The following is an 18,127-nucleotide window of genomic DNA, read 5'->3' as shown; positions in this document are numbered from 1 at the left end:
GTTAACCTACTTCTTGCAGCGCTTGTTGGTCAAAAGCTCTGGAGGATTCTTTACCTTCGGGTTTTGCTTTGCCCCTAGCTTTATCGTCCGAGTTCTTTGGTCTTGTTTGGTGATCTTACCTTTCTTGTTCTTTTTAGCGGGAGTCCAGCTGGTGTCCGCTGTCCCCTGCGACGGCTTCTTCCTCTTTCCGCCTTTGGTCTTTCCCGTCGGCGTTCCCGCGGGGCATCGGAACTTGTATTCCACAAACCTGTTGATCGAACCGTCCGGGTTGAGCATGGCGGCATCAGGAAAGATCTTTCCGGAGATGCCTGCGAAATAATCTGTCGCTTCCATCCCGGAAGGCCACTCCCGAGATGCGCTAGGGTCGTGCTTCCCGGTCTTCTCGTCATAACCCTTCTCTGGATCAAACTTGGGCTCTCCGCCGACCTTCTTTACAGCGTCATCACAGCATTTATGTTTGGCATCTCCAAGCTCCTTGCAATTCATCATCTTTTGGTTTGACGCCTTGAGCTGCGCCTGCTTGGCGTCCACTTGGCGGTTGCATTCACAAAGGATGTCTTTCAGCTTTTCAATGCCACGCGCAGCGACAGCAGGGTCGAGGTCTCCCGCCAAATTAACGGTGTTCTTGTCATTGTGGAACTTCTTGTCAGTGTGGCGGCAGGCATTCTTGCCATCCATCTTCACGTCGAACGAATAGGTGATCCAGTCCGTTGCCTTCTTGAAGACGTTCGACTTGACGCCGCCGACCGTGCCGGGTTCGTCGCCGGTGCTCATGCCGTATTGCGAGCCCTTGATGGCGATCATCTTGCCGCCCTTGGCAAAGACGGTCGTCGTTCCGTCCTTCAGCGTTCCCTGGTTTGCGAAGTTGGGATAAGGCAATGGCACGGGGCCGCCAGGGGTCGGCGTCTTGCAGACGTCGGGTATCGTCGCGATCGACACGCCTATCGTTCCCTTGTAGGTCAAGCCGAGGCTGTTGACGACGATGTGTGTGGGCATCAGGCGGCTCTCCTCGGTCCGCCCAGCAGCACGGCAGCGCGGGAGCCATTTTCGGAACCTGCCCAGATCAGCGACAGCGGCGCGTTCTGGTAGTTGCGCGCTTCGGCCTCGGTGATCAAGCTCACGAACAGAGGGCCAGACGCCGCGCCGACATCACCCCAACAGTCGGCTGGCGTCTCGAAGTCCGCCGCATCCTTGAAGCGGCCCGGATTGCGGATCACGGCGAAGCCGTATTCGTTGCCGCGATAGCGTTCGCCATTCATGTCGCAAATGATTCGACCAACCGGATCGATCGGCGCATCCTCGAACAGAAAGCGGAAGGCCGCGCCCAGCCCTTCGCCGAGCACAACCGTCTCGGTCTTGATCCTGTTCTCTTCGCTCGCCGTGGAAGCGCTAACGACCTCAAGGAGAAGTTGCAGCCCATACGTCCGTGCCGTGGTCAACTTCGCCAGTAGACAGAAACCTGCCGCCTCCCCAGGACAGAAGCCGTAGATATTGCCTTCGGAATGGAGCTGTTCATTCTCGTCTAGCCACTCCAGGGTTTCCGGCTCAAGATAGGTATCGACCCCGCCTGCCAGGCAGAATTCGGCTTTGCCATCACGCAGTGTTTTGCAGGCATGGTAAATGGCGAGCAGTCCTCCGGCGTGACCGCCTGCGGTCGACCCACCACCTTCGAGGACGACGTGCTGGGCCAGTCGGCTGCGCAATTTGGCGTTAACCTGCGCGGCGAAACTCTCCGGCTGTCCCGGTCGGGCCTCACCAGTTGAGAGGATGAGCGAAACCCCGGTTGCCTGCCGCGCAGCTTGCAAGGGCCGCAACGCGTCCAGTGCCGGCGAGACTGCGATTTCCACCGCACGATCCGGGCCTGTAAGGGTCACGTCGACGCCGATGTCACGAGTGACCTTCATCCGCTCGCCGAACCGATCGATCATGTAGGGATGATCCTGAATGGCGGAGATTCCAGCGCGGACTGCCGCAGCACTTGAGGCCGCGTCGAAACCCAGCGGCGTACGCGCCCCCACACCGACGACGACAATCGTATCTGCCTTGGCCATCATTCGTCTTCGTCCGCCAGCCAGACGCCGGTCGCCGCGATTGTTGGTGAAATGCCGGTACGCGCGCGGACGCTAAGGGTCGTCATCTTCAGGCGCTCCTCGTCGTAAGGCACTGCCAGGGTCGACATCCACGTGATCGAGAACTGCCTGAGATCGGGCTTGATGCGCAGCGTGTGAATGACGGCTTCGCCGTTTTTGCGATCCGGGCGGTTGTAGAACTCGGTGGTCATGTCGAAGGTGATGCGCGGTAGCAGAAACTGCAGGAAGCCATCCGCAGTGAAATTGCCGAGCCGCACATCTTCGTACCCGATGAGCGTAGTCTTGGTTTGCTGGTCCTCCGGCGCGCACTGGTAATACATGCGGCTGAAATCGCGGGGCAAAAGCGGATCGCGCGTTTTCTCCCAGTCATCACCATAAGTACCGGCATATTTCATACGCGGCTGCCAGTGTCGTGCCACTGGCCCAAAACCTGCCGGTTTACCACTTCTGTGGTCGCGATAGGGAGCATCTGGATACTCAAAGTTGGGCCCGGTCTTGCTGATCAGCCGCTGTGGATCGACAGCAAAGCCGGTGCCGACCGGATTGCGCTGGTCCCAGTTCGGCGTCGATGCTTCCATATCCGTGCCGCCGTAGGTCCGGCGCCAGCTGATAGGCATTTTCGTGAATGGTTCCGCCCGGCTCATCCGCACCGACACCGCGCCCGGCATGAACACACGGTCGCCCACAACATTGACGGTCTTGTCCACGTCGCCGATTTTTATGCGCGCCGCGCTCTCGATGTTGGGACCGCCGCCGGGCGCATAGACGTGTCCCTCGACCAAAATGTCGGTGTGCTTTTTCTCCAGGTTGAGGTCCGTCTCGTCGAGAAGCTCATTCGGGTCCGATCCGTATACGGGCGCCAGGTTCACCGGCGTTTGGTCCTTCAAGAGCCGCTGCTTGCCGTCGGGATCGATCTCGAAGGACGCCTTGATCGCGATCAGCCAGACCTCATGTCCGCGCTCATCACGCGTCCAGCTTTCCTGGGCGGCAAATGGCGTCTCGTTGGACAGTATCCACATTTGGAACCACGCATCCTTACGCGATGGTGAAACGGCGAGCCTTCAACTGTCTTGGAAATAACTTGCCGACGCGGCCTCCGCGTCCGTACCAGCTATTAGATGTCGTCAAATTCGCCTGCATCAGCTGGTCTCCCAGCTGGCGGCAAGGATTTGCTCCAGCATCGCTTGCGGAGATTGCGGATCGATATCGAAAACGTCGGAGTGCGCCGTCCACATCACCATATCGCTGATGACCTCTTCGCCCGGCTCGACCGGCGGCACCGGCAGTACGGCCAAAGCGATATCCAGTTCGTCAGGCGTCAACTCGCCGTGCTGGGCGCCGATGGCAGCCTCTTCGATCTTGGAAAACCACGCATCGGCGCGAGCCAACTGAATGGACGCGTCAGGAAGCTGCGCGACGACAGTCAGCGGAAACTGCCTGCCTACCCGGTCGGCGCTCTGCAAGATGATGCCTGCCGATGCGCCGAAGGAAGCCGGGCCGGCCAGGAAGCGCAGCGCGGTGCTGCGCGGCCAAGATTCCGAGCCGATCAGCGGCACGACATGCTGCGCCAGCCAGCGGTCCCAGACGCGAACAAAATCCCCCGGCAATCGCCGCGTGACGAAATCGCCGGTGGCGGGCATTTTGCCGTAGAAGCCGGGCAGGATCATATCTGCGGCGGACATGAGAATTTCTTGAACATTTGCAGGTTGTAAGGGTTTTCGACGCTGGCGGCCTTGAGTTGGAAATCGGCGTACATGCCTTTGGTGCCCAGACGCAGGCTGTAGACGTCCGACAGCGAGGTGCCGGTGAAGCGACCGCTGCGCAACATTCTCAGCCACGCCCAGCTGCCGGTCTCGTTGAGCAAGATCTCGGGCGAGCCATCGATCGGCTGGAAGGCAAGCGAGATGACGCCCGTGCCGTCCTTGCCGGGCCACGTCATCGGCTGCGGCCTCGTTGCGTTGTTATAATAGACGAGGTTCTGGCCATCCAGATTGAGCGTCACGCGCGCGACGTTGGGCGACAAATCCTTCGGCTCGAGTGTGAAGCTCATCAGCGGGCCTGTACCACCGGGAAAGAGATCATCGCGGATCCGCCTTGCCTGTTCGAACGCGGCCAGTGCCGACGGGTCGAGGCCGAAATCGGCGCGCCATTCCCATGGCTGCGCTGACGTGTCGACATAGCTGATCAGATGGTCGTTGATGAAGGTGTCGATCAGCCCTGCCGGTCCGAACAGACGGGCGAAGTCGCGGACATTGACGTCGACGGCGCTGTCAGGGCTGAAAGGATAGCGGTTGTTGAGTGCTGCCTGGCAGAACGGCAGGATATCGGCTCGCCAGATGGCATTGAGCTCCGAGGTGACCGCCTTCTGCGTCAGGCCGCTGGTATCGCCGGCAATACCGCCCAACCAATCATCGATTGGGTCGGGCAGGATCTGCGCCTGCCTGGCAACCGCTCCAGTCAGTTCGGCGAGGCCGCCCTGCTTCTTGATGGCGTCCTGAGGATCGGGATTGGCCGTCACCGTCTGCAGCACGTTGGACAGTGCGGTGAGCGCGACAATGGCGGCGTCGAGCGCCGGCGGCTGGCCGTCGACCTCGGCGATGGCACCCTTGAGCGGCTTGAAATGCTCGGCCACCAGACTGCCGGTAAGATCCACCTCGTCGGCGGAGCCGGCGCGCGGCAAAAGCTTTGCTCCGGTTTTTACGATCTTGCCAAGCTTGCCCAGCTTGCCAAGCAGTTTCGAGCCACCTGCCGCCGCTGCCTTGTCGTTTCCCGGCGCTTCATCGGATCGCGTAAGCTCGGTCTCCTGGACCACCGCGGTGACCAGGCGCTTCAGCGCGGAGTCGGCACTTGAAAGATCCTTGAGGTTCTCACTGGCGACGTTGAGATCGGTCAATGGCGCAAGCCTCATGTCGCGCAGGAAGCTGTCCCATTGCGCGATGTAGTCGTCGTAATAAAGCTTCAGAATATCTTCTGACAGCGCTGACACCGAGGTTTCGGAATTTTCCGAGCAACCGCCGGCGAACACCGCCCGGTCAAGTGCTGCCTGGGCGGCGACATCCTCGACCCGGTCGAGAATGGCGTCATGGAAGCCGGCATAGGTAAACGCTCCCGAAATGCCGACCCGAAGCGTCTTGTCGGAACGCCGCGCAAAGACCTTGGCGCCGTTGGGGCCGGCGAAGTTGGCAGGAATCCATTCCTTGAGCGCAGCCACCGCCGGGTCGGCCAGCAGCTGCTTGTAGGCACGCGCCGGCAAGGAAATCGTGCAGACGGTTTTCAGGGCCTCTGCAACCAGTGCCTGGTCCGGGGCGATATAACTGGCGTCAACCGCCATGCGACGGATCGCGGCAAGCTGGTGCTCTTCGGCGTCAGCTGTCGGAAAGGGGGCAGCCGCGGCGAATTCGGGCAGACTGTTCACCCACCAGCCCTGGGCGAAGTCCGGATCCATCTGAGAAAGGCCGGTCATCATGCGATAGGTCTTCAGCGCGCCAAGCATGAAGTCCGGATCGCGGATCTGCCGCCACATCGTCGCTTCGAGCAGCGCCACCATGTGCGGCTCGAGAACGTTACGCAAAGCATGGTCGTAAGTGTCGGTCTGTGCCCGCACCAGTTCCGCCGAGGCTGATGGCCCCAGCAAATCCTGTGCTGCGCCAGGCGGCGGGGTGCGGGCATTTGCGACCTCATCCATCGCACCGAGGGCGACATCGATGGCAGGCTGTTCTACCGATGCCGGGTTTGCCGCGGCCGAGGTCAGTGGCGTTTGCAGCGCCTCGAACTGGCTTGCCTGGGCCGTGATCGCGTTGCGGTTGTCGTAGTAGGACCAGGTGAATAGGCCGCTGACCAGCAGGGCGGCTGCGGCACATGCGGCGGCCGCGCCACGCCAGATCCAGGCGCGGCGGCGTTGCGCCAGCGGATCGAAGGTGCCGAGGCCCGCTTCCTTGAAGATGACTTCGGTAAGCAGATTCTTTAGGAAGAAGCTGCGTTTTTCGACACGCGGCGCGGCCAACGCCCGGCGCGGCGGAAGACCGAAGGAGGCAGACAGCGCCGCGGTCAGCCGGTCGATGGGCGCCCCTTCCTGGGTCGCCGACGTCAGATAAAGGCCACGCAGCCAGGCGGCCTCCTCATACCGGCTTTCGCCAAACATCGCCTCGATCAGTACCTGGATCGGCTCGGACAGGCTGGCGAGTTGGGCGGGAAACCTGAAGATTTCGGCGCGGGCAGCAAGCTTGTCTTCGTCCTCCAGCCGGGGCACCAGCCGTCGCTCGAGCTCGGTTGCTAACGTCGCGATTTCCCGCTCGATGGTCTTTGCATCGACATGCGCATCGAGTGCGAACGTGGTCCCCCAGACCTGCTCGCGCGCAGCCGTCGACAAACCGCCGAAGAATGCCTCGAACCCCTTGATCAGGTCGGCTTTGGTCAGCATCAGATAGACCGGAAGGCGGATTTCGAGGCGATCGTTGAGCTCGGCCAGCCGACGGCGGATCTTGCGGCCATGCGCCTTGATGGCGTCGTCGCCCTCCGAAAGCACATCGATCGAAAGCGCGACGATCACACCGTTGAGCGCGCGACGGCCCCGGTGCTTCTTCAAAAGGTCGAGGAAGCCCAGCCACTCCTCCGCGTCGACATCGGGTTGGCTCTCCTGTTGGACATAGCGGCCCGCAGTGTCGATCAGAACGGCGCTCTCCGAAAAGAACCAGTCGCAATTGCGCGTCCCGCCGACCCCTTGCAGGTCGTCGGTCAGGTCGATCGGAAAATTCAACCCCGACTGGCGCAAGGCTGTGGTCTTGCCGGTGGCCGGCGGCCCGACGATAACGTACCAGGGCATCTCGCGCAGGAACTTGCGACCGCCCAGTTTGCGGCGCTTCAACTCGGCCATGACCTCGGCGAACTTGGCACCGACGGCTGCGACATTCTCTTCGCCGGGGCTGAGTGGCTTCTCTACCGCTGGCGCGGCGATTTCGGCGACGAACATCCGGTTGGCACGGATCGCGCGACGCTGGGCAGCGATCAGCCAAACCAGCCAGAAGATGACCAGCAGCGCGATGATGACGATGCGCACATTGTCCGAGGCGAAAGGGTCGTAGGCTCCGACCCTGACGATCGGCCCGAATACCCAGATCACCAAGGAAAGCAGCGTGATGCCAATCAGTGTCCACAGCCAGCGCGATGTCAGGACCGCCCAGAGGAAGCGCAGGATGAACATCTCACAGCCTCTTTTCGACCAGCACCTCAACGCGCCGGTTTAGGGCCCGGCCCTCGCGCGTGCCGTCGTCGGCCACTGGATCCGTGGCTGCCCGGCCCTCGGAATGGACGCGTTCCTGCGGCACTCCGTTTTGTACCAGCATGTCGGCAATGGTCTGGGCGCGAGCCTCTGACAGTCGCTGGTTGGTCGACAGCGGATTGGTTCTTTGCAGAGGAACGCTGTCCGTATGTCCGACCACAGTGATGTTGCCGATCAGGTCACGATTGGCGAGGATCACCTTGGCGATCGAGCCGATCAGCGGCTCGAATCCTTCCGTCAGTGTTGGCCGCGACGACTGGAACAGTTCGGGGTTGGAGGCCTGGATGACCAGCTTGGCCAGTGAAACGCTCTCCGTGCCGCTGAGAGCCGATCTGAGATTGCCCGGCGCCCCGGCCTCAAATTCGGGCAGCAGCGCAAAATCCACACTCTCCGGCGGCGGAACATCGACCGTTGGCGACACGCGGCTGATGTCGCCACGGGTCGGCGGCGGCAAGGCGCGGACCAGCGCTGAAAGCTCCACCGCCTGGCTGCTTAGTCCCATCGAGAGCCCGACATAGGTCGCGGTGGCGATGACCGCCGCGGCCAAGGCCATCACCCAGATCGGAACGATGAAGCGCTGCGGCTCGTCGGATGCGATGACGCCTTTCCAGTTCGGCGACAGCGGTCCATTCTCGGCGTCGGCATCGCGCAGGAAACGTGCCGCGGCCACACGAACGGCATTGAGCGAGCGATCGCCCGACCGGCCGGGCACGCGATACTTGCCGCGAAAACCGAGTGCCAGGCAGTCATACTGAAGTTCCAGCAATTCGCGATCGCGGTTCGGATGGCGTTCCAGTTCGTCGAGCCGTGTGAAGAACTGCGTGCCGGCGTCGACGTCGCCGCGCAACATGACCACAAGCGGCTGACGCGGCCATGCGCTGGCCCCGCCCCAGGGCGTGTTCAGGGCCAGATCGTCGAGCAAGGCCGCCACCACCCATGCTGCCTGATCGGCCCGCTCCATCGATGACCCCGCCGCCATTGCCGTGTCGCGTGCCCGAACCAGTTCTTCGAGCAGCCGTGTGCGTAACACTTCCGGAATCTCTGGTGGCAGCGCGCTTTCAAGCTCAGGCGCAAACTCGAGCAGGGGCGCAAAGGCGTTGACAAGGCCGTTCGGGTGGGTGCGCGAGCGTTTAACCGGCCCGCCCGGCAAGGATGCCGCCATCGGTCGCGGCATCGGCGTGCCGGTCAGCCTGATGCGAGTGCGTTCGCGATCCTCCGACAGTCCGAAAGGATCATCCCGGCTCATGGTTTCACCTGTTCACCGAATAGCAGTCCACCTGCGGTTCGCTCGGCAGTACACCCGAAACGCCAATAACGAAGCCTGGGGCACCGAGCAGCGATGCCCAGTGCTCGCTTTTCTGGTCGAGCTCAAGGCACAGCCGATCGCCGTCGTAAGGAATCTCGCGCGGTTGCGAATGAAGCGGTTTCAGCGGGATGCCGGGCAGGCGGGACTTCCACAGGCCCTCGAACTCATCGGCCGAGCCCACGGTCGCCTGGTTGACGAATATCTTGCGTAGCGCGTCCTCCGACAGTTCCGAACCGACCCGGATGACGATCCGGCTGGCCACCAGCAGCTTCGGATTGTCGATGCGGATTTTCCAAACATTGGTCGAATGGCGCATGACGGGCAGCGCACGCGATTTCGGCTCGATGTAACGCAGGCTCAGGATCAGTGAGCGCAATGCATCCGCCAGCGCCGAAAACGGTGGGCCGGGCGCCATGTGATCGTAAGCCGGCAGCTCGCCCAGTCGCCGCGCGCTCGAGCCGTAGGTCGCCATCGAGCCGGCAAGCCCGGCCAGTTCGAGGTAAAGTTCGGCCGGATGGAAAACATCCTGCGCCAGCATATGGGCCAGTCGCGGACGCGCCGCGTTGGCGAGGTTGAGCATCAACAGGTCTTCGACGCTGCGCCCTGGCCCGCCCATGACCATCTTGCCATGCGCCTCGGCGATCTGGTCGAGGCCTGTGACGACTTCCAGAAGCAGTTGCCGGTACCAGGCCACTGCACCGGTAACCAATGCCGGTGGCAGGAACGTCTCGTCCAGCGAAACGCCGCCATCGGCACGAACCGCCTTGATGTCGGCTATTGGCAGGGCGGTATAGCCGCCGACCGATTTGCCGGGTGCAAGCAACAGCGATTGCGGCCGGGCGATTTCGATTTCTTCGGGGTCTGAACCGCCCTGGACGGCATCGCGCACCGAAACGATCCGTCCATGATAGCGCGCACCGCTGGGCGGCGCATGCGCCGGATCGAAGCCAACGCCGCCGGCCGGCTCGAGCGGCAAGGCGACCAGCACCGGGCCGGCGCCTGTATCCAGGGTGACCGGCAGCGGACGCGGCTGGTCCATCAGATCCGGAATGGAGAAGGGGGTTCCGTCCGGGAAAATGCCTCGTGCAGACAGTATCGAGATCTGGCCGGCATCGAGCAATGCCTTATCCAGGGTCAATTGCTGAAAGCCGAACGTATGCAGCTGGCCGGCCCGCAACGCGCCGCGCACCGTCCCTTCGAAGAAACGATCCTGCTGCTGGAAATGCTGGGTCCGCAGGAAAAGGCCCTCGGACCACAGCACCCTGTTTGCATCGCTCATCCGGCTACTCTCTCAGTCGAGCTCCCCTTGCCTTGGCCGTCAGGCGGAAATGCCGCCGCTGCCGAGTGTGACATTGATCGTAAAGTTTGATCCGGGCGAAACCGATTTGGTCGTCCGCCAGTTTCGCCCGCCAGGCTCACGGATGAGCGCAACGAAGCCCAGGGCCGCCGCATCCGGTTCAACCGTAATGGTCTTGGTCGCGGTTTTTCCAGGCCCGACGGCAATCTGGTCGGATCCGATGAGATCACCCGCCAGTGCCGAGCCGGCATCCCCCTGCAAGGCAAAGTAGTCGGCGGAGTTGAACTTACCGGTGCTGCGCAGCCGCATGACCAGCACCGTCACTGGCCGGTCGCCGCCGCCTGGTCCAGGGTTCATGCCGCCCGCCCCTGTCAGTTTCACGGTGATGACCGACGGTTTTGGCGGCCCGGCGCTTTGACAGGCCGTAAGCAGCCCGGTCGCACCCAAGGCAACGATAAATTCCCGTCGATCCATCATGTGTTACTCCTCCTCATATGCATCCCGAAAATCGGCGCCGATTTCGCCGAGAAAGCTCTTTTCCGCGCTCTCGGCGATTTCACGATGGCGTTTCTGGTACAGCTCCCACAGCTTGGCGCCGCGCCCGCCCGACAACAGCGTGCCGATCGCGGAACTCGATTTCAGCTCTTCTTCGATGGCTGCCGGCTCAAAACGGTCGACCATCCGCCGCAAGGCGGCCTGCACGCCGCGCCAGGCGCGCACGTGATGCTGTGCCAGATCGCGAACCGCATCCGCGATAGCCGCTTCGCCGGCCAGAAATCCGGGGCTGCGTTCGGCGATAAGCGTCACGATAGCGTCGTCGACGGTCGGCAGAAACTTGAGTGGATTGACCTCGGAGGCTCCGACCATTGTCTGGGCAACGCGAGCATTTCCCTTTTCTTCGGCACGCTTGCGCAGCAGCTGCATCAGTCCTTCCATCATAAGCCGGTATTCGCGGCCGAACTTTTCCATCTCAGCGACGGCGTCGCGCCCGGGAAAATCGGCTTCCGCGACGCCCATGCCGCGCAGGAATGCGGTGCGAAGCGCCATGTCGGCGTGCTGCCTCGCAGGCGGCTGGCGGGCGGGGCTGGCGGCTGCGCCTGCCCGCATTGGGGGATGGGCATTTGCCGCTCCCACGGGCACTTCCAAGGGATTGCCCGATTGCAGTGGGTGGGCGTCGCGCTCGCGCTGACCGGTCGAGCCCGCATCTCTTCCCGGGCTGGGCGCCGCGGCTGGACCAAAACCGAAGTCGTCATTGAATTCCGGCAGCTTTGCCGTCGCGGGCTCCGTTGCGCCTTCAGGGGACGACATAGGGTCGAGGCCGAATGGGTCCGCGTGGCTGGGGGTGCTGTCTGGTTCCAGGTAGGCGTCGGCGCTTTTTGACAGGGGCGTTGAAACCGGATCGAGGCTGAACGGGTCGTCGAAAGCAGGCGAGCTTCGCTGTCTGGAATTGGCGCGTTCAAACGCACCCGGGATCGGCTGCTCGAACGGGTTAGGCAGCTCGGCTGGACGTGGCCGCTGCGGCTCTTCTTCCATGGCGGCTGAAAAGAAATCGTCCCGGCCGATGCTGACCGGTGCCCGAGACGCCGGCCGCGAGCGCTCCGGAACTGACGCTGCGGCTGCTGCAGATGTGGCTTGAGGGCTCGACGTCTGCAGATCGACATACACGATGTAGTCGCCCAGTCTCAGCCGCATTCCATTGCGAAGGCGCGTCGACTTGCCGGCACCGAGCGGCCTGTCGGAGTCGTCTATGAACAATCCGCTGCTCGAGGTATCGGTGACGAAATATCCGTCGCGCCCACCAGTGATCCTGCAATGGGCGCGTGAAACGAACATGTCGGGATCGTCGATCTGCCAGCCGGCGTCCGCGCTGCGGCCGATCACCAGTTCCCCCTCGTCAAGCCGGGCCTGCCGTACCGCCTGGGTGCGTGGCCCTTGCTCCAGCGTCAGCAGCAGACTCATGCCGCGACCTCCGCCCCTTCCTGCCGCCAGCCGACTAATGTCCGCAGCCGCATGTCGTCAGCATCGCCCCTTTCAGCGGGCCGCGCAAGCCACGCGGTCCGGGCGAGTTGCACGGCTCCAATACGCGGCGGCGGAACGGCATCGCGCGCCAGCACGATGCGCAGATCGACGTCGAGCGATTCGCCAACCATGTCGCCAACGGCTTGCTTCAACAATTTGAGGCGTTGACCGCCCGGCAGGAACGCCTTGAAGTCCTCATAGCCCAGTGGGCCGACGCGGAGCTCGAGCCTGCTTTGACGGTTGAAGACGCGCGGACCGATCGTCGCTCCCCGACCAAGCCCCGCGTAGGCTTTGCCAAGGCGGGTCTGAAGCGCGGCTGGTATGGTTATCCAGGCAGCGATGAACTCCCTGATCTGGACCGGCACCTTGAACGCCTCTGCCAGAAATAGCGTCAGCCGCTCAGGGCCGTCGACCTGATTGGCAAGCGAAGCGGCCTGGCGCAGCTTCACGGCATCCAGATCGGCGTTCTGGGTGCCGGGAAGCCCTATTCCCGCCATGGCTTCAAGCATGGCGCGAACGCGCCCACCGACCGCGCGCTCGACCTGAACCGCCGGATGCGCATCCGCCCACGCCCTATAATACAGCGCAATCATGCGGTTCTGAAGAATGTTGACGAAGTCGATGAACGTCGTGTCGCTGGTCTGCTGCGCATCGGCGCCGGTGAACCAGCGTTGCGACAGGCGATCGAGCACCCAGCGCGTCAAATGCAGGGGCATCGGACCTTCAGGTCCCATCAGACCAATGTTTGCGACCGTAACCCGAGCGGGCGCTTGGTCAGTCGCTTCGCGGAATTCTGCCAAGTCCTTGGCGGAAAAGCTGAGACGGACATGCTGCCCGAGCCGCGAGGGTTCGCGCTCCGGCGGGCCGGAATAGCCGAACAGCCCGCCTCTCCGTTCGAGCCGGCGCAACAGCTCGAAGAAGTCGAACGCATCCGACAGCTCTTCGGACCGACCAGGCTTATTTAGATCAGGTAGCGATTGCCGGGCGTCATCGGCCATGGCACATCCTCCTGCTTCTGCAGCAGCCATGTGCGGGTTCGCACAAAGCCGTTTATTCCGGCATGACGGGCAAACAGCCGTGCCAGCAGGGCCGAAAGCAGCAAGGTGCTCTGCCCCGCCAGGACCGATTGATCGACATGCAATGTCACCTCCGTGCCTCGTCCGAAGCACATCGGCCCATCGATCTGCAGTCGTTCGATGACCGACCGGGAATCGATGCGCACGATCGAGTGCACATTGCGGGCGAGGCTCGGGTCTCCCCTGTCGGCGTATAGCTCAAGCAGCGCATGCAGCGGATCGACGCCGCGACCTTCCTTTGCAAGGCTTAAGAAGTTGAGCGCGAGTTGCGATACAAGCCGCCAGGCGAGATTGTCGGCTCGCGATTCACCCGCCGCGCCCGACGGCAACGCTGCGGGGATGGCTGGGCGAGGCGGGCGCAATGCGCCGAGAAGCCGGATTGTTTCGACCGGATCGCCGGCTTCCAGCGTCAAGGTAGGGTTGTCGTCAAGGATCGGCAGATCGCGGTTGGTGCAGAGCGCCACGATGTCGACGCGCTTCAGCGGCCGGTTCGGCGGACTTTCCGCGGGGCGTGAAATCGCCAGGAAAACGTCGTCGCCCGTGTATGAAGTGCGGGTGAGGCCGTCGCGCCGTTCCTCCTCCGTCGGGCGGCGTGGGCGCCGTTCGGTGGAATAAACCCAACCGCTGCCGCGGTTCTGTCCCAGGCTGAAGAGCTCCGGGATTGCGGCGTCGCTCCCCTCACTGTCGGCGTCCTCGACGCGGATAACCCGATAGATTTCGAAGTCCCGCGCTCGCGTGCGGTCGGCATGCAGCACCTGCCGCGTCTTGCGCGGATCGAGCTCGACGACGTTGCACTCACGCTCGAACAGATTGATGATCGGCGTTGCGAAAAGTTCAAAATCGGCCGCCGTCAGATCGGCAAGTTCAGGCACCGGACGCCTGAAGATGAAGATGATCTCGAGCTCGGCTGTGCATCTGCGCACAATGGGCTGCAACCCCGAAATCCGAGCATAGTGAAAGCGCTCCGGCATCATGAAGTATTCGCGCAGAAGACGGTATCCTTCGAACGTCGGACGTGTACGAGGCATCAGCGCCTCGTCATCGCTGATGCCGACCATTTCAGGTACCGGCAACGCCGATATCGGGTTGGCCTTGCCTTCCGGTCGTGTACCAACGGCCGAGCAGGCGCCGAAAATCGCGTCGAAAAGCAGTGGTGCCTTGGTGCGCGCGGCAAAATAGAGATCAAGCCGGTCGAGCGACAGTTCGTCGAGCTTGCCTTTTCCGGTACGAGCCAGCGTGATGCGAAGCGCCGCCTCGCCATCCACACCGCCGATCCGCGTGATGCCGGCTGCCGCCAAGGCGCTGCGATCCTGAAAATAGCCGACCGACGTGATCGCAATCGGCCACAGCGTCATGTCCTGGGCGGTGGTGAACGTGGAACGCGTCGACAGGCCAGGCTGGAGGCTGGAAACCAGACGCGTATTGCGCTTGACGACATGACCCCCAATCATTGTCTGGACCTGCTGGCCGGGTTTGAGCACCACCATGGCCGTTGCCGGCGCCGGCGTGACAAGATCGGGATAGAGAACATCAAGGACGGCGCGCGAGAAACGCGAGCGTTCCGCATCGACCTTGAGCCGGGTCCGCGCGGCCAAGAAAGCAACGCCGTCAAGCAGCCGCTCGACGTAGGGGTCCGGACAGGGGACCGTATCGAGTGAAAGGTTGCGCGCCACCGCCGGATGCATGTCGGCAAATTCTGCCGCGAGCGCACGGATATGGGTCAGTTCCTCCTCGTAATATTCTACGAAGACCCGGTCCATCTCAGGCTTCCCTAAATTCGGTCCGAGCCAAGCCGTTATCGAGATTGATCGTGGTGCGCAGGCGCATGCGTTCGGGCGTCGGCGTCATGATCAACACCGCATCTATCTCGATCTTCAGGCCCACGGTTTTGTCGCCAAGGGTTACCGTAACTTTTGTTGCACTGTCCTTGAGACGCGGCTCGAAGGTGGCAAGCACCGAGCGGATCTCGCGCGCAAGGGCCTCGCGATCAAAGTCGCGGGAAGAACGGCCCGAGAAGGAAGGCACGCCGTAATTGACGACGCTGCGACGCACCTCCGGAAAATCGGCGAGCGACGGCGGGTTGTCCGCGGCCTGTTCGCTTTCAAGATCGGAAAGAAGCGGAACGGCCTCGAAGCGCTCTGTGTTGAACAAAGCCTCGACATCGCGCCGCACGGCTTCCTTGAGCACACGAGCCGACACCACCACGCCGCGGCTTTCGATTTCAGCGCGGTGCTGGCTCTGAAAGGCCAGGCGATGCAGACGCCGCTTCTGGTCGGCCGTCAACTCCGCGTCCGCGTCGATGAGCCGCGCACTGGCCGCAACCAGATTGTCCAGCCGCTCCGCGCCAAGCTCGTCCTGCAAGGCCTGGCGCAGCCCGTCTATCTCGGAAGTCATACCCGGCAGATCGTTTACGAGGCGGTCCCATAGAGAGGGCTGGACTGCTTCGCGCTTTGCTCGCGAACTGCCGCTAGCCAGCGACTTGTCCGCGCCGGGCCGCCGGGCCTCACTTGCCGACATAGACATCCATTTCGATTTCGTCGTTGTCGTCGTAGACGAACTTTATCTTCTTGTAGGCAAAGCTGACCTCTTCCTCGATCAGGTCCTCCTCATCCTCGGCCTGCGACATGTCGTATTCCATGATCGAGGCGTCGGTGAGTGTGACGACCAGGTAATCCTTGGTCTCGCCATCAATGGTCCGCCGTGCCGAAAACACGACTTCGTCCAGGGCCTTGTTTTCGAACAGCGCCTTTTTCAGGTAGGGCGAAGCCTTGTCATAGTGCTTGGTGAACTTGATCATACCCAAGGACACACGACCGCGACGCGAGAGCGAATTTGGATCATAGGGTGCGATCATCTTGTAATCGACGCCATGGATTTCGATTTCATCCTCATGGCCATCTCGAGTGCTTGGACCCTTGATATCCGGAACCTTCAGAAAGCCATCAATCTTCGTATTTGTGGGCATTGTCTTTCTCCACCGCTTTCAAAAACCAAGATGTTGTTGCTGCAAATCAAGTCTTTACCGACGGAAGTTCCGAAACCAGTCGGAGCGAGGCATTGATACCCTCCAGCTGATAATGCGGGCGCAGATAGAAGCGGGCATTGTAGTAGCCGGGGCGCCCTTCCACGCTGTCCACCTGAACCTCGGCGGCGGCGAGCGGGCGCTTGGCGCGCGCCTTGTCGTCGGCAAAGGCCGGGTTGGCCAGCACATACCGGTTGATCCATTCGGTCAGCCAGATCTGCATGTCGGAGCGCTCCTTGAACGAACCGACCTTGTCGCGCGCGATCGCCTTGAGGTAGTGGGCAAAGCGCGAGACCGGGAAAAGGTAGGGCAGGTTGGCGCTCAGCCGCTCGTTGGCCTGCGCATCGGGGTCGACCAGCCGTCCCGCCCTTGTCTCGTCGTCCTGCAGCGAATGGGCGCCAATGAAGGCGGCGAGATCGGTGTTCTTTCGATGCAGGATGGGCATCAGGCCGAGCTTGGCCAGCTCCGCCTCGCGCCGGTCGTCGATGGCGACCTCCGTTGGACATTTCATCGCTATGGAGCCATCATCGGTCGGGAAGCTGTGCACCGGCAGGTTGAGGACCGTGCCGCCATTTTCGACGCCGCGGATCTGCGTGCCCCAGCCATAGAGCTTGTGGCTGCGGTTGATATTCACGCCCATCGGGAAGGCTGCATTCATCCAGACATATTTGTTGTGATCGCCCTGCACTTCCTCCTCGAAGGTGAAGCTCTTCACCGGAACGGTATCTGTCCCATACGGCAGCCTTGCCAGAACGCGAGGCATGGTCAGGCCGATGTAGCGCGCGTCTTCGCTCTCGCGCAGTGACTGCCACGAGGCATAGGCCGGGTTTGAGACGATCTGCTGCAGGTCTTGCGGGTTCGGCAATTCCTGCCAGCTGTCCATACGGAACAGGCGCGGCGAGGCAGCTGCGATGAACGGCGTGTGTGCAGAGGCGCAGATCCCGGAGATGTTGCGCAAAAGACCGACATCGCGCGGGTGGTTGGAGAATTCGTAGGCGCCAATCACACAGCCGATAGGCTCGCCGCCAAGCATCGAATACTCGTCCGTATAGAGTTTCTTGAAGATCGGGCTCTGATCCCACATCTGGCCCTCATAATCTTCGAGCGTGTCGGCCAGCTGCTGCTTGGAAATGTTCATCACCCGGATCTTCAGCTTCTGATCCGTCTCGGTATTGTTGACGAGATACCACAGGCCGCGCCATGTGCCCTCGATTTCGCGCACTTCCGGCGCGTGCAGGATCTCATTGACCTGTTCCGACAGCATCTTGTCGATCCCGGCGATCAGCGACTTGATCGACTTGATCGCATTGGACGAGATGGTGGTGGTATCGGACCGCGATTGCGCCGCAAGCGCGAGATTGCGCACGAGCTGCTGCAGCTTCTCGCTGTCGTCTTTCTTGACCTTGAAATCCTTCTCGAGGAGGTCGCTGAATTCGCCAAGGTCGATGGCTTCGGCCGCGGCGGTGACGGCGGCAGTCTTTTGCTGTTCGGCCATGGTCATTCCCCTGCCTTATCGTCGTCGGCCAGTGCCTGGCTGGCGATCCTGCCAAGAAGCGGCTCGTTATTGAGAAGTTGCGCAATGCGCTTTTCGGCGTCGACGCGACCGTCCATGAAGCCGAGAAGTTCCTCGAGCTGGCGACGCATTTTGAGGATTTCGGCCAATTGCGGAACTTGCTCGGCGATCTTGTCTGGTGCGAAATCGCCCATCTTGGTGAAGGTAAGATCAAGCGCCAGTTCCTCGTCCCGCTCGGCGCCCTCAGCCTGGGGCAGCGTATTCTTCACGCGGGCTTTCACGCGCGGTCCGAGCGCTTCCATGAAACGTGGGAACCGGTTCGCGTCGGTTTCGACAAAGGAGCGGTCCAGCACCGACTTCATCGCTTCCTTGGTCTGCGAAGCGCCCGAAAGGTCGGCCATCACGGCCATGACGAACGGCAGTTCGATTGTCGTCGGACTGCCGTAGGTTTCCACATCATAGGCGATCTGCACCCGCGGCGCTCGATTGCGTTCGATGACCTTCGCTTTGCTTTCGGCTGGCATGG

15 protein-coding genes are annotated in these 18,127 nt (G+C 62.1%); all 15 read right to left on the bottom strand.

Annotation, left to right across the window (positions count from 1 at the left end):
* Positions 1-6: 6 nt before the first annotated feature.
* Positions 7-996, bottom strand: a complete 990-nt coding sequence (locus NKI58_RS12285; protein ID WP_352827006.1) for a DUF4150 domain-containing protein — start codon at positions 994-996, stop codon at positions 7-9.
* Entirely contained in the window at positions 996-2,051 is a 1,056-nt protein-coding gene (locus NKI58_RS12280) for a beta-ketoacyl synthase N-terminal-like domain-containing protein (protein ID WP_352783750.1), read from the bottom strand. Before NKI58_RS12280 ends, NKI58_RS12285 begins: the two co-directional genes overlap by 1 nt.
* On the bottom strand, positions 2,051-3,109 hold the full coding sequence (locus NKI58_RS12275; protein ID WP_352592783.1) for a DUF2169 family type VI secretion system accessory protein: 1,059 nt from the start codon (positions 3,107-3,109) through the stop codon (positions 2,051-2,053). The genes NKI58_RS12280 and NKI58_RS12275 overlap by 1 nt, the downstream gene beginning before the upstream one ends.
* A 120-nt stretch (positions 3,110-3,229) precedes the next feature.
* Positions 3,230-3,772 (bottom strand): type VI secretion system-associated protein TagF, encoded by a 543-nt coding sequence (gene tagF / locus NKI58_RS12270; protein WP_352592780.1) that lies wholly within the window; start codon positions 3,770-3,772, stop codon positions 3,230-3,232.
* A complete protein-coding gene (gene tssM / locus NKI58_RS12265) occupies positions 3,754-7,290 on the bottom strand; it encodes a type VI secretion system membrane subunit TssM (RefSeq protein ID WP_352592777.1) in 3,537 nt (1,178 codons plus the stop codon). Before tssM ends, tagF begins: the two co-directional genes overlap by 19 nt.
* A 1-nt stretch (position 7,291) precedes the next feature.
* The gene (gene icmH, locus NKI58_RS12260) at positions 7,292-8,614 is read right to left on the bottom strand and encodes a type IVB secretion system protein IcmH/DotU (protein ID WP_352592774.1); all 1,323 of its coding nucleotides are present in this window, start codon (positions 8,612-8,614) and stop codon (positions 7,292-7,294) included.
* A 4-nt stretch (positions 8,615-8,618) separates the two neighbouring features.
* The gene (gene tssK / locus NKI58_RS12255) at positions 8,619-9,953 is read right to left on the bottom strand and encodes a type VI secretion system baseplate subunit TssK (RefSeq protein WP_352592772.1); all 1,335 of its coding nucleotides are present in this window, start codon (positions 9,951-9,953) and stop codon (positions 8,619-8,621) included.
* Between the two features lie 39 nt (positions 9,954-9,992).
* A complete protein-coding gene (gene tssJ / locus NKI58_RS12250) occupies positions 9,993-10,448 on the bottom strand; it encodes a type VI secretion system lipoprotein TssJ (RefSeq protein WP_352592769.1) in 456 nt (151 codons plus the stop codon).
* 3 nt (positions 10,449-10,451) lie between these two features.
* Positions 10,452-11,930, bottom strand: coding sequence for a type VI secretion system-associated FHA domain protein TagH (tagH, locus tag NKI58_RS12245; RefSeq protein WP_352853239.1), 1,479 nt, complete (start codon positions 11,928-11,930; stop codon positions 10,452-10,454).
* A complete protein-coding gene (tssG, locus tag NKI58_RS12240) occupies positions 11,927-12,988 on the bottom strand; it encodes a type VI secretion system baseplate subunit TssG (RefSeq protein ID WP_352592765.1) in 1,062 nt (353 codons plus the stop codon). Before tssG ends, tagH begins: the two co-directional genes overlap by 4 nt.
* Positions 12,952-14,826, bottom strand: coding sequence for a type VI secretion system baseplate subunit TssF (tssF, locus tag NKI58_RS12235; RefSeq protein WP_352592763.1), 1,875 nt, complete (start codon positions 14,824-14,826; stop codon positions 12,952-12,954). The genes tssG and tssF overlap by 37 nt, the downstream gene beginning before the upstream one ends.
* A 1-nt stretch (position 14,827) precedes the next feature.
* On the bottom strand, positions 14,828-15,583 hold the full coding sequence (gene tssE, locus NKI58_RS12230) for a type VI secretion system baseplate subunit TssE (RefSeq protein ID WP_352592966.1): 756 nt from the start codon (positions 15,581-15,583) through the stop codon (positions 14,828-14,830).
* On the bottom strand, positions 15,570-16,031 hold the full coding sequence (locus NKI58_RS12225) for an Hcp family type VI secretion system effector (RefSeq protein ID WP_352592760.1): 462 nt from the start codon (positions 16,029-16,031) through the stop codon (positions 15,570-15,572). Before NKI58_RS12225 ends, tssE begins: the two co-directional genes overlap by 14 nt.
* A 46-nt stretch (positions 16,032-16,077) precedes the next feature.
* On the bottom strand, positions 16,078-17,583 hold the full coding sequence (gene tssC, locus NKI58_RS12220) for a type VI secretion system contractile sheath large subunit (RefSeq protein ID WP_352592757.1): 1,506 nt from the start codon (positions 17,581-17,583) through the stop codon (positions 16,078-16,080).
* A 2-nt stretch (positions 17,584-17,585) separates the two neighbouring features.
* A complete protein-coding gene (tssB, locus tag NKI58_RS12215; RefSeq protein ID WP_352592754.1) occupies positions 17,586-18,125 on the bottom strand; it encodes a type VI secretion system contractile sheath small subunit in 540 nt (179 codons plus the stop codon).
* Between the last annotated feature and the right edge of the window lie 2 nt (positions 18,126-18,127).

Source organism: Mesorhizobium sp. M0522, assembly GCF_040321085.1.
GTDB lineage: Bacteria > Pseudomonadota > Alphaproteobacteria > Rhizobiales > Rhizobiaceae > Mesorhizobium.
Note: the sequence above shows the minus strand (reverse complement) of the source record. Positions and strands in the feature narration are given on the sequence as shown.